General features: G+C 47.9%; 7 protein-coding genes. 3 read left to right on the top strand and 4 right to left on the bottom strand.

The features are described from left to right. Positions 1–66: 66 nt before the first annotated feature. Entirely contained in the window at positions 67–1,251 is a 1,185-nt protein-coding gene (locus BV910_RS07295) for a zinc-binding metallopeptidase family protein (RefSeq protein WP_078146838.1), read from the bottom strand. A 180-nt stretch (positions 1,252–1,431) separates the two neighbouring features. Beyond that, positions 1,432–4,023 carry a bifunctional acetaldehyde-CoA/alcohol dehydrogenase gene (gene adhE / locus BV910_RS07290; RefSeq protein WP_078146837.1) on the bottom strand — a complete coding sequence of 864 codons (2,592 nt, stop codon included), beginning with the start codon at positions 4,021–4,023 and terminating at the stop codon, positions 1,432–1,434. Between the two features lie 387 nt (positions 4,024–4,410). Between adhE and BV910_RS07285 the strand changes: the two genes are divergently transcribed. The 3 genes from BV910_RS07285 to BV910_RS07275 all read left to right on the top strand — a co-directional run bounded on the left by BV910_RS07285 (position 4,411) and on the right by BV910_RS07275 (position 7,113). Continuing rightward, a complete protein-coding gene (locus tag BV910_RS07285) occupies positions 4,411–4,857 on the top strand; it encodes a MarR family winged helix-turn-helix transcriptional regulator (RefSeq protein WP_078146836.1) in 447 nt (148 codons plus the stop codon). 80 nt (positions 4,858–4,937) lie between these two features. Beyond that, positions 4,938–5,651, top strand: coding sequence for a YebC/PmpR family DNA-binding transcriptional regulator (locus BV910_RS07280; RefSeq protein WP_078146835.1), 714 nt, complete (start codon positions 4,938–4,940; stop codon positions 5,649–5,651). Positions 5,652–5,793: 142 nt separating this feature from the next. Continuing rightward, a complete protein-coding gene (locus BV910_RS07275) occupies positions 5,794–7,113 on the top strand; it encodes a Na+/H+ antiporter family protein (protein WP_078146834.1) in 1,320 nt (439 codons plus the stop codon). 138 nt (positions 7,114–7,251) lie between these two features. On the opposite strand, the gene BV910_RS07270 is transcribed toward BV910_RS07275, so the two are convergent. Together BV910_RS07270 and gltB are read right to left on the bottom strand one after the other, a co-directional pair. Further along, complete coding sequence (locus BV910_RS07270) at positions 7,252–8,703, bottom strand: glutamate synthase subunit beta (protein ID WP_078146833.1); 1,452 nt, start codon at positions 8,701–8,703, stop codon at positions 7,252–7,254. Beyond that, positions 8,700–13,139 (bottom strand): glutamate synthase large subunit, encoded by a 4,440-nt coding sequence (gene gltB, locus BV910_RS07265; protein ID WP_078146832.1) that lies wholly within the window; start codon positions 13,137–13,139, stop codon positions 8,700–8,702. The genes BV910_RS07270 and gltB overlap by 4 nt, the downstream gene beginning before the upstream one ends. Positions 13,140–13,234: the final 95 nt, after the last annotated feature.

The following is a 13,234-nucleotide window of genomic DNA, read 5'->3' as shown; positions in this document are numbered from 1 at the left end:
ATCATACCCGAAACCGACATCTAAAAAAATATGTCGCCGTCTTCTCAGACAGCGACAATGATTAGGTCAGTCAGTTAGCCAATTGTGCATCCAATCGACCGCACCCGTTACTCCATCTTCCGACAGCCGTTCGAACGTATCTTTCTCCGTGAACACATGCCAACTTCCTTCTAATGAATCACTCAACATCAAATAAGGGATTCCTGCTTCATCGTAAGCGTCACCCGGTGAACTTGCTAACGAACGTACTTCTAGTTCAGCGAATGGCGCCCGTTCTAGTACTGGATAGGATTTCATCCCTTTCGTCCGAACGTATAGTGGACCATCACCAGTCCCAAGAATATCGAGCATGACGACCGCTTCCACTTTTTCTTTTTGCTCCCCTAGCCGTTCAAGGAAATCGTCACTCGCTTCTCTAGAGTCGCCGTTTCCATTCAAAAAGACATATCGAATCGTATAGTCTGGCATTTCCTCGTTCATCACCTGCATCAGATGATATAAGACCGTAGACGGACCGACGGCAGACAAATAATGGGCTCCGTGCCAGGAAGAATCGAGTCGTGACATGAGAATGATCTCCCGTTCCGATTTTCCTTGTTGGACAAACTCGACATATGGGATCTCTTCACGATAAGGTTTGACTCGAATCATTTCCCCGTCCTTCAGTTGTTCAGCCGTATCCAAGTCTACCCCTGTACCATCTAACTTCATATAGGATGACGTGAAAACGAAACCCGTCTCATATGGGTCGTCTTCATAAGGGGTGATCAGGTATCCTGCAGCTCCTGCAGATGCGAGCTCTGACAAGTACGCGTTCGCTTCCTGGTCATTCAAAACCTCACCTGCGTAATCGACGGTATACGCATCCTCGATGTTGTCATATGAAAACTTTGTTGTCGGTAAGACGACCACTTTTTCTTTCACATCCGGAATGTCTTGTCCCCACGTCATATGTAGAATCGTACCTTTGAACGGTTGATCAAACGTCATCGATGAAAACCCCTCATACGTTTCGTCCCCCACTTCAATCTCAGTCCAGCCGGTTATCCGTTCTGTGTAAAGGAGGTTTCGATCCATGTCGATAGGTAACTCGGTTCCGAATGATTCAAAAAAGTCGGCACTCTCCCAACTATCCGCATTTCGATCAACTGATGAAATATATTCCGCGGTCTCGAGCGGCGTCGAATAAATTGGATTGAAGAAAAGAACAACTGTCGCGATTGAACGCAACAAACTAAACACGATGATCATGACACGATCTCCATTCATCAATAAATTGCTATGTATACCATTTTTTATTATATACAGCTATTTATGGTCTGACTATTCAATTTTTTATAAATTTAAATATAATTTTAGAAACTGAATGTCATATTCCGACCACAAGAAAAGCCCGTTCGAGTTGAACGGGCCCCTTGTAAATTTTGAAGCTTATACGCCTTCGTATGCTGCGTACATGATCTCTTTCAATTCTTCAACGAGCGGCATTTTCGGGTTGGCCGTCGTACATTGGTCTTCGAATGCGTCGACTGCCATCTTGTCGATCTTCGCATCGAGTTCTGCTTTCTTGATGCCTTGCGCCTTGAACGAAAGTTTGATGTTCAAGCGTTGACCGAGCTCGATGATCGCTTGGACGAGTGACTCGACACCTTCAGCTGTCGTGCTTGCTGGAAGTCCGAGGTAACGCGCGATTTCTGCATAACGTTCGTCTGCGATGAATGACTCATATTTCGGGAACGCCGCAAGTTTCGATGGGCGTGTCGCGTTGTAACGGATGACGTGTGGCATGAGAATCGCGTTCGTACGACCGTGTGGGACGTGGAACTCTCCACCGATTTTGTGAGCGATCGAGTGGTTGATACCGAGGAATGCGTTCGCAAACGCCATACCCGCCATCGTTGAAGCGTTGTGTACTTTCTGACGAGCTTCCGCATCGCTACCGTTTTCATACGCTTTTGGTAGGTAGTCGAAGATCATCTTGATGGCGCGGAGGCAAAGTCCGTCTGTGTAATCATTCGCCATGACGGAAACATATGCTTCGATTGCGTGTGTCATGACGTCCATTCCTGTATCAGCCGTGATTGAAGCTGGAACGGTCATGACGAACTCAGGGTCGACGATGGCGACGTCTGGTGTGATCGCATAGTCAGCAATCGGATATTTCACGTTACGTTTTTTATCTGTGATGACAGTGAACGGTGTCACTTCAGAACCTGTACCAGACGTTGTCGGGATGGCGATAAACATTGACTTGTTACCGAGTGTCGGGAACTTATATGTCCGTTTGCGAATATCCATAAATTTCTGGCGTAGATTCGAGAACTTCTCTTCTGGACGTTCGTAGAAGAGCCACATGCCTTTCGCAGCATCCATCGGTGAACCACCACCAAGTGCGATGATCATGTCTGGTTGGAAGTGACGCATTGCTTCGGCACCGTTCATGACCGTTTCAACAGATGGATCCGGTTCGACTTGGTCGAAGATGCGGTACTCGACACCAGCCGGCAAGTTTTTGATGACTTTGTCAGCGAATCCGAGTTTGACCATCATTTCATCTGTGACGATCATCGCCCGTTTTTTCGTTGTGAGCGATTGAAGATATTGTACTGAGTTTTTCTCGAAATAGATTTTTTCAGGTACTTTGAACCATTGCATATTCACGCGACGTCTCGCCACCTTTTTCACGTTGAGTAGATGTTTCGCCGTCACGTTTTCTGAGACGGAGTTTTTACCGTAAGACCCACAACCGAGCGTAAGGGATGGTGTCATTTCGTTATAAAGGTCACCGATTCCACCGTGTGCTGAAGGTGAGTTGACGATGATGCGGCAAGCTTTCATACGGAGACCGAACTCAAGGATGGCATCGTCATCTGTTGAGTGGATGACAGCCGTATGACCGAGACCACCAATCTCGAGCATTTTTTCAGCGATTGCGAATCCTTCTTCACGTGATTGAACTTTATACGCACCGAGAACCGGGCTTAATTTTTCGTGAGAGAGAAGTTCCGTTGCGCCAACTGTTTCAAGCTCTGCAATCAAGATCTTCGTATCCGCTGGTACTTTGAGACCTGCCTGTTCAGCGATCCATGCTGCCGGCTTCCCGACGATTTCAGGGTTGACCGCACATGTATCTGTTCGAATGACGAGTGTTTCAAGTTTTGCTTTTTCTTCTGGTGAGCAGAAGTAGCAACCTAGTGCCGTCATCTCTGCTTTCACTTCTTCATATACTTCTTGATCGACGATGATCGCTTGTTCAGACGCACAGATCATTCCGTTGTCGAACGTTTTTGAAAGGATGACGTCTGAGATGGCACGTTTCACTTTCGCAGTCTTATCGATATAGGCTGGTACGTTACCAGGTCCGACACCGAGTGCTGGTTTACCAGTCGAGTAAGCCGATTTGACCATCGCTGCCCCACCCGTCGCAAGGACCATCGCTACACCAGGGTGGTTCATGAGCGCTTTCGTCGCATCGAGTGACGGAACTTCAACCCATTGAATCAAGTTTTCAGGAGCACCTGCCGCCACTGCTGCGTCACGGAGGACACGAGCCGCTTCGCTTGAACATTGTTGCGCTGATGGATGGAACGCGAAGATAATCGGGTTACGTGTCTTGATGGCGATGATCGCTTTGAACATCGTTGTCGATGTTGGGTTTGTGACCGGTGTGACCCCAGCGACGACACCGACTGGTTCCGCGATGTATGTGATTCCGTTTTGAACGTCATCTTCAAGGACGCCTACCGTTTTCTCACCACGGAGTGAGTTATAGATATATTCTGTCGCGAAGATATTTTTGATCATCTTGTCTTCAAAGACACCGCGACCTGTTTCTGTATGTGCTAATTTCGCGAGTGTGACGTGTTGCTCGAGTCCCGCAAGCGCCATCGCCTGTACGATGTGATCAATTTTCTCTTGGTCGAACGTCATCAACGTATCGAGTGCCTTATGCGCACTTGCTACGAGCGTGTCCACCATTTGTTCTGCCGTTGTTTCCACTTTTGCTTTCTCTTTGACTGCCATGTTAGGTTCCTCCTCATAAGTGAGAGCTTTTTATGAACATATTGACTTGATGGAAGCACATTGTGATGACTGTTTTTAGAGATTGTGCTTTCCTTCACATTCATAGAATACAATGTTTTTCAGGTTTTGTGGGTGACAAGAATGTGAACTCTTTCACAATATTTTTTTATCTGTTATTGATAGCTCTTGATTTTTGTATGCGTCCTCAGTAAAATCGAATTCGTTTTCATGAAAATATATCAAACCTTCAATGTAAACGCTTACATATTTTGTGTCGATTCAATCTCTACTATGATGTATCAATCATCACATCAACCCGTTTTTAGGTTCAACTGCACCTAACTCGTGTATAATGAAAATAGAACCTAACTAGGAAGTGAATCTATTATGCCGAAACAAGATGCAGCGGACCAGTTTGTCAAACTGATTCCTTTAATTCGTCGTAAATTGTTACGTCGATCTGATTTTCCTCAAATTCTAAACCTGAACTTCTCTCATTTCCATCTATTGATGTTGATTGAGGACGAGGGGGCTGTCACGAATGGACGAATCAGCGAGACACTCTCCATCGCGCCACCGAACGTTACCCCGCTCATCACGAAATTATTGAACGAGGGGTATATCACGCGGGTGCCAGACGAGCGGGATCGCCGCGTGATTTGGAATCAACTGACCGAGGAAGGTGAACGAATCTTACTTGAGCGCAGAGACTCATTCCGTAGACTATTCGAGGAACGTCTCGCCTTTTTGAATGAGGACGAAACTGACCGACTCATTGAGAGTTTGAAGACACTTACAGAGATTGTCGAGAAGATGGACAAAGGTGACAAGTAAAACTTTTCTCGTCAATTCCCACAACTTCTTATATAATCTGTAATGAATCTACGTACAAATGGAAAGAGAGATGACATGTAATGGGTCGTAAATGGAACAACATTAAAGAGAAGAAGGCGTCAAAAGATGCGAACACGAGTCGCGTCTATGCGAAGTTCGGTCGCGAGATTTATGTGGCCGCTCGTCAAGGGGAACCTGATCCTGAGTTGAACCAGTCATTAAAATTCGTTGTGGAACGTGCGAAGACGTATAACGTGCCCCGGGCGATCATCGATCGTGCCATCGACAAAGCCAAAGGTGGCGATGAGGAAAATTTCGATGAACTTCGATATGAAGGGTTTGGTCCGAATGGTTCGATGGTCATCGTCGATACATTGACGAATAACGTCAACCGTACGGCTTCAGAAGTTCGTGCCGCGTTCGGTAAAAACGGAGGCAACATGGGAGTCAGTGGTTCGGTCGCATATATGTTCGATGCAACTGCCGTCATCGGTGTTAATGAAATGTCAGCAGATGACGTCCTCGAACTCATGATGGAGCATGACCTCGATGTGCGGGATGTCATTGAGGAAGACGAGACGGTCATCGTCTATGCAGAGCCAGAAGCGTTCCACGCCGTTCAGACTGCATTCAAGGCTGCCGGAGTAGAAGAGTTTGCCGTTGCGGAATTGACGATGCTCCCGCAGAACGAAGTGTCACTCGATGACGATTCGAAAGAACAATTTGAAAAATTAATCGATGTGCTCGAAGACTTGGAAGATGTGCGCCAAGTGTATCATAACGTCGAGATGTAACACGTAAGCGATAACTTTCACGAGTTATCGCTTTTTTCATATTCGATTTGACAAGGATCACATCATATGTTAAATTTCAAAAAGCCTTTATCATATTAAAGTGATACCAAGAGAAAGAAAACGCGAAAGGTGTTGGATCGATATGAACGCAGTATTACTTGCAGTCATCGTCTTATTTGCGCTCGCCATCAGCCGAGTGCACATTGTATTATCATTAATCTTAGCGGCGCTTGTCGGAGGGATTGTTGGAGGACTTGGGTTCAACGATACGTTGACCGCCTTCAGTGACGGTCTTGGTGATGGAGCGAGCATCGCACTCAGCTACGCGCTCCTCGGCGCATTCGCTGTCGGGTTATCGAAGACGGGGCTTCCGGATGTCTTAGCTGAAAAATTGATTGCGATGTCAGGTCGTGACGTGTCAGGCAAGCGTGTGATGTACGTCAAAGCATTCCTGTTGTCACTCATCTTATTGTTATCTATCAGCTCTCAAAACGTGCTTCCGATTCACATCGCCTTTATCCCGATTGTGATTCCGCCGTTACTCGTACTGTTCAATGAGTTGAATGTAGACCGTCGTCTCGTCGCGACCATTTTGACGTTCGGTCTTGTGACACCATATATGTTGTTACCTGTCGGGTTTGGTGGGATTTACTTGAATGAGATTCTCATCGCAAACGTTGAAGCAAACGGCTTGACTGTCGGAGACGTCAACATCATCTCGATCATGGGCATCCCGGCATTGGGGATGGTCGTCGGATTGATTGCTGCGTTTATCCACTACCGGAAACCGAGAACGTATGACACGATTGCACTCGGACCAACTGATTATGAAGTACGTCAAATGAGTAGTTTGAAGATGATCATGACACTCGCTGTCGTTCTCATCGTCCTCATCGTTCAATTGCAGACCGAGTCGATGATCGCCTCTGCGGTGACTGGTTTGATCTTGCTTTCAATCTTCCGCTTGATTCCATGGTCTGAGGCAGATGATATCTTCACAAGCGGCATGCGCATGATGGCATTCATCGGGTTCGTCATGATCGCCGCAAGTGGATTCGCTGCCGTCATCCGCGAGACAGGTGCGATCGAACCGCTCGTCAACGGAGCGAGCGATTTGATGGGTGACTCTAAACTCATTGCCGCTCTCGTCATGTTGCTCGTCGGCCTTGTCATCACGCTCGGAATCGGTTCAAGTTTCTCGACTGTTCCAATCATTGCTGCGATTTTCGTCCCGCTCTGTGTACAATACGGCTTCTCAGTCGAGGCAACGATTGCCATCATCGGGACTGCAGGAGCGCTTGGGGATGCAGGTAGCCCAGCGAGTGACTCGACACTCGGACCTACGAGTGGATTGAACGCTGACGGTCAACACGATCACCTACGTGAAACGGTTTGGCCAACGTTCTTACACTACAATATTCCACTCATCATCTTCGGTGTGATTGCGGCGATGGTGCTTTGATCATTTTTTCCGTCGTGAATAAATGGTTCCTAATAAAATGAGGATGAGAATAAACCAGATTCCCGTATACATGAGGATTTCCGTGAACATAAAACTCCTCCTAAACAAAAGATAAGGAGCGACGGCTGTCGCTCCTTTTTATGATGAGGTTTTTAATTCGGTCTTGCAAGTATCGAGATACGCATCGACGACCTCTGCTACTTCTCGTCCTTCACGAATCGCCCATACGATCAAGCTTTGCCCTCGCTTGGCATCCCCCGCGACAAAGACGTTTTCCGTTGCCGTCTGGAAATCTTTCGTCTTCTCGACACCGATTTTCCGCAACTCGTGCTCTGGTCGTTCAAATCCAATGGCGACGAGGATCAAATCCGCCGGATACGTCTCTATTGAATCTTCCTCTACGAAGAAGGTTGCCTGACCATCCGGGTTGACGACTTTCGTCATCCGTTCCGTTTCAATCCCTGTGACACGTCCTTCTTTCGTGACGATTTGGTTGGAGCGAATCAAATACGTTCTCGGGTCTTTCTCATAGATCGCGAGTGATTCCGCATACGCATAATCCGTCGTAAGCGTGTCCGGTTGAAGTGGCCAAGGTTTCTCTGGTGCACGAAGCAACCCTTTTGACGGGTGCTTCCCAAACTGAACGACTGATTTTGCACCTTGACGGATTGCTGTCGCCACACAGTCGGCTCCTGTATCTCCACCCCCGATGACGATGACATTTTTGTCTTTGGCGTCATGTTCTGGTGATCGGGTCGTTCCTTTTCGCTCGTACATCGATGCCGTCAAATAATCCATCGCCATTTCAACACCACGTGCATCATCCCCGTCAATCCCGAGCGTGCGCTGTTTCTGAGCGCCTGTCGCGAAAATCACCGCATCGTATTGGTTCCGAAGCGCCTCCACTGTCACATCCGTACCGACCTCAATGTTCGTCTGGATGACAATTCCCTCTTGTTCGAGCAACCGAATGCGACGTCTCACGACATCCTTATCCAGTTTCATGTTCGGGATTCCGTACATGAGTAGCCCTCCCGGTTCATCCGCCTTCTCAATGATGGTGACCGAATGTCCGAGTTGGTTCAGTTGGTCGGCAGCTGCCAATCCAGCCGGCCCACTTCCGATGATGGCGACTGTCATCCCGCTTCTTCGATGAACCGGTCTTGGTTTCACCCAACCTTCTTCAAACGCCCGATCGATGATGGTTCGTTCAATCGATTTGATCGCAACCGGATCTTCACTGATTCCGAGTGTACAAGACCCCTCACACGGTGCGGGACAAACTCGACCCGTAAACTCCGGGAAGTTATTTGTCTCCATCAATCGGTGATACGCTCCCATCCAGTCCGATTTGGTCACAAGCTTGTTCCACTCCGGGATATAGTTGTGAATCGGGCACCCAATCGTCTCTTGTCCAATCATATCCCCGACATGACAGAATGGAGTGCCACAGTCCATACAACGTGCAGCCTGCTGTTTGACGGATTCGTCATCCATTCGTGTCGCATATTCTTCATAATCCTTCACTCGCTCATCCACAAGACGCTCAGGTAGTGTGGACCGTGCGATGTTTAAAAAGTTATGTTTCATGCGTTACCCCCCTCAGTCACAACCCGGAACAATTCAAGTGCTCGGTCCGCTTCGCTCAATTCCGGTCGATTCGCCTCGATTTGACGCATAACGTCCAATACATTCGCATAATCTCGAGGAACGACCTTTACAAAGTGAGAGCGAGCTTGTTCGAACGACTCTAAAATAGTCCGTGCTTTAACACTGTCTGTATGAAACTGATGCGCTTCGAGAAGTGCATAAATTTGTTCCATATCTTCATCGTTCAATTCTTTTACGACGGAGACGAGCTCCTCGTTGACGAGTCGATCGTACGCTTGATCCCCATAAAGATATGCGACGCCACCTGACATGCCGGCTGCAAAGTTCCGTCCGACATCACCGAGGACGAGAACCGTTCCCCCGGTCATATACTCACATCCATGATCGCCGACTCCTTCGACGACTGCCGTCGCCCCGGAATTTCGAACGGCAAAACGCTCGCCGACGTGACCGTTAAAGAAAGCTTGTCCGCTCGTCGCTCCGTACAAGCAGACGTTTCCGGCAATCATTTGTTTACTTTCATCAAACGGTGCATGTTTTTCAGAGATCAATGCTAATTTCCCACCGCTCAAGCCTTTCCCGATATAATCGTTGGCATCCCCGATGACGGAAATGGTGATCCCTCGTGGTAAAAATGCTCCTAGGCTTTGTCCGGCTGATCCACTGAGGCGAAGCGAAATGGTATCATCCGCTAAACCGACCTGACCGTGAACTTTCGTCACTTCAAACCCCAACTGCGTCCCGACGGCGCGATCGGTGTTTCGGATGCGACCAACGAAGAAGGTCGGTTGCAACGAGTTGATTGACCGTGAGACTGCCGGAATCAATTTCCGGTGATCATAGGAACGATATGCCGGGTGAGCGAGTTCTTCACGTTCAGGAAGTGGTGTCGGCATCGAGAGCATCGGTGCTAAATCTAACCGTTTTGCTTTCGGATGACTCGTCTTCCATTCACTCTCTTCAAGAAGATCCGTTCGACCAATCACGTCGTCTAATGATGTCACACCGAGTAATGCTAAAATTTCTCGTACTTCTTCTGCCAAGAACGTCATCAGGTTGACGACGTGTTCTGGTTTCCCCATAAATTTCTGACGAAGCACAGGGTCCTGTGTCGCCACACCGACCGGACAGGTATCTAAATGGCATGCACGCATCATAATACATCCAAGGACGACGAGTGGCGCTGTCGCAAACGCAAATTCTTCCGCCCCGAAGATGGCAGCTAGGACGATGTCTCTCCCCGTCATGAGCTTTCCGTCCGTCTCAAGTGTGACTCTCCCCCGTAACCCGTTCAATGCGAGCGTTTGATGCGTCTCTAAGAGTCCAAGTTCCCAAGGAAGACCTGTGTGCTTGATCGATGTCTTTGGAGAAGCACCGGTTCCACCATCATATCCACTGATGACAATCGTATCGGCATTCGCTTTCGCGACACCGGCTGCAATCGTCCCGACGCCTGACTTCGAGACAAGTTTGACACTGATTTTCGCCTTAGGATTCACATGCTTTAAGTCAAAGATAAGTTGGGCCAAGTCCTCAATCGAATAAATATCGTGATGTGGAGGCGGTGAGATGAGTCCAACCCCCGGAACGGATCCACGCACTTCGGCGACCCATGGGTACACCTTATTTCCAGGAAGTTGGCCACCCTCACCCGGTTTTGCCCCTTGCGCCATCTTGATTTGAATTTCATCGGCATGGTAAAGATATTCTGCCGTCACCCCGAATCGTCCGCTTGCGACTTGCTTGATGCGGCTGATGCGTTCGTTTCCAAACTCATCCGGGACGAAGCGGGCCCGGTCTTCCCCGCCTTCTCCAGAGTTACTTTTCGCACCGATCTGATTCATGGCGATAGCGAGCGTTTCATGCGCCTCTTTCGACAAGGACCCAAATGACATCGCGCCTGTCTTAAAACGGCGAACGATCGACGTGACTGGCTCTACTTCTTCGAGCGGGACAGGACGTTGTGTTTTAAATGCAAACAACTGTCGAATGAACTGTCCTGATGATTCATGCAATTTCACATAAGCATCATAATATTTACGTTCATTCTCACGACAGGAACGTTGCAACAAATGAATCGTCTTCGGATTGAATGCATGTTCTTCTCCGTCTGCACGCCATTGGAAATCACTTCCCGCCTCGAGCGGACGATTCGTCGCATAGGCGGACGTATGGAGTGTTCTCGCTTCGTTTTCAAGTTCTTCAAATCCGATTCCAGACAGTTGGGACGTCGTTCCCCTGAAATGCGTCTCAATCAAATTGCAATCTAATCCGACGGCTTCGAAAATTTGGGCCCCACGGTAGCTTTGAATGGTCGAGATACCCATTTTCGACATGATTTTGACGATGCCTTCGACAACTGCTTTTTGATACGAGCGAATGGCCTCTTCAAATGAATGCGCAATTTGTTTACGTTCGACTAAATCTCTTATCGTCGCATAGGCTACGTAAGGATATACCGCATCTGCCCCATACCCAATCAAGGTCGCTGCCTGATGCACTTCTCGAACTTCACCACTCTCACAAATGAGACTACAGTTCGAGCGCAAGTTATCTCGAATCAAGTGTTGATGAATCGCACTCAGTACGAGAAGAGACGGCATCGCAATCCGTTTATTACTGACGAGACGGTCAGATAGGACGATCACGTTCGCACCATTTCGTACAATCTGGCTGACCTGTTGCAAAAGGGCTTCAAGCGACGCCTCTAAATCATTTGTAAACGTCGTATCGACTCGTTCGAGCTTGAGCTTCTCGGCAAGTTGCTTGAGGGTTGCCCCATCAATCATCGGATGATTCAACCACACACGTTTCGCGTGACCTCGTCCAGTATGGACCGGATTTCCTTGCGGACCAATCCAAGTAAACGTAGCCGTGACAATTTTCTCCCGTAACGCGTCGATTGGCGGGTTGGTCACTTGCGCGAAGTGTTGTTTGAAATAATGGAACAAGGAACGGGGCCGCGTCGAGAGCACCGCAATTGGTTGGTCATGCCCCATCGAGCCGATTGGATCTTTTTCGTCTTTGATTAACGGAACCATATACTGTTCAATGTCTTCTTTCGTATATCCAAACGCACGTTGCACACGTCCGAGTTCAAGTAGTTCTTCTTCAACGACCTCTCGATCCTCAATGGTCATCATCTGCTTAAGCCATTTGTGATAAGGCTCTGACTTCGCAATCGTCTCTTTGATCTCATGATCAGGAATCAATCGCTTTTCAATCAAGTCAATCAACAACAACTGTCCTGGTCTTAGACGTTGTTTGGATTTGACGTTCTCTGCGTCAACCGGAATGACTCCTGTTTCAGAGGAGAGAATCAATTCCCCGTCCAATGTTTCGACATAACGCATCGGACGCAAGCCGTTACGATCTAAAATAGCTCCGATTTGCCTTCCATCTGTGAAGACGACTCCAGTCGGTCCATCCCACGGCTCCATGATGGATGAATGATACTGATAGAAGTCGCGCTTGAACGGTTCCATCTTTCCTTCGACAAATGGTTCAGGAATCAACATCATCGCCGTGTGGGCGATCGAACGACCTGTTCGTGTGAAGAATTCAAAAGCGTTATCGAGCATGGACGAGTCGCTCCCATCCTCTTGAAGCACAGGGAACAAGTGTTGAACGTCTTCGAATAAGTCTGTTGACGTGACCCCTTCCCGTGCTCGCATCGCATCGATATTTCCACGAAGCGTATTGATTTCCCCGTTATGGACTATCATGCGGTTCGGATGTGCTCGTTCCCAAGAAGGGAACGTATTCGTCGAGAAACGAGAATGGACGATGCCGAACGTGCTTTTATAGTGAGGAGATTGCAAGTCCAAATAAAATGCGGCGATTTGATTTGGCGTCAACATCCCTTTATATACGACCGTTCTCGTTGACAGGCTTGCGATATATAGGCGTAATGATTCGACTTTTTCGATTTTTCGACGAAGTTCATAGAAGACGCGTTCATTCGCATCCTCGTCTAGGAATGGACATGAGATAAACCATTGATAGATGACCGGTTGTGTGACCCGCGCATGTTCCCCGATTTGCATCGGGTCGACAGGTACTTCGCGCCATTCGATCGTCGAACAATCCAGTTCATCCGCCATCCGTTCCATCAACGTGATCTTTTCGTGAAGCTGATTCTCAGACGGCTGAAAAAAAACCATTCCGACAGCGTAACGACCGAGTGACGGAAGGTTCATGGTTTGCGTAAACAATTCGTGTGGAATCTCAGTCATGATACCCGCCCCATCACCAGCATCGATGACACCTTCTCCTCCTCGGTGCTCTAAATTACATAACATGGAGAGCGATTTTTGAACGATTTCATGTTTCTTTAGCCCATGTAGATTGACGTAAAGTCCAATCCCACACGCATCTTTCTCAAATTTTGAGTCATATAAACCAACTCGACTCATATCATCGACCCCTTTCACTCACAGTTTCGTAATTAACATTTTGTTCTAAATATTCTGAAAAATCAAGTGAGTTGCATGCATTTTTGCATAATAGA

It is taken from the genome of Exiguobacterium sp. HVEsp1 (assembly GCF_002009685.1).
Classification (GTDB): Bacteria; Bacillota; Bacilli; order Exiguobacteriales; family Exiguobacteriaceae; genus Exiguobacterium; species Exiguobacterium profundum.
This window is presented reverse-complemented; position numbering and strand designations above follow the sequence as displayed.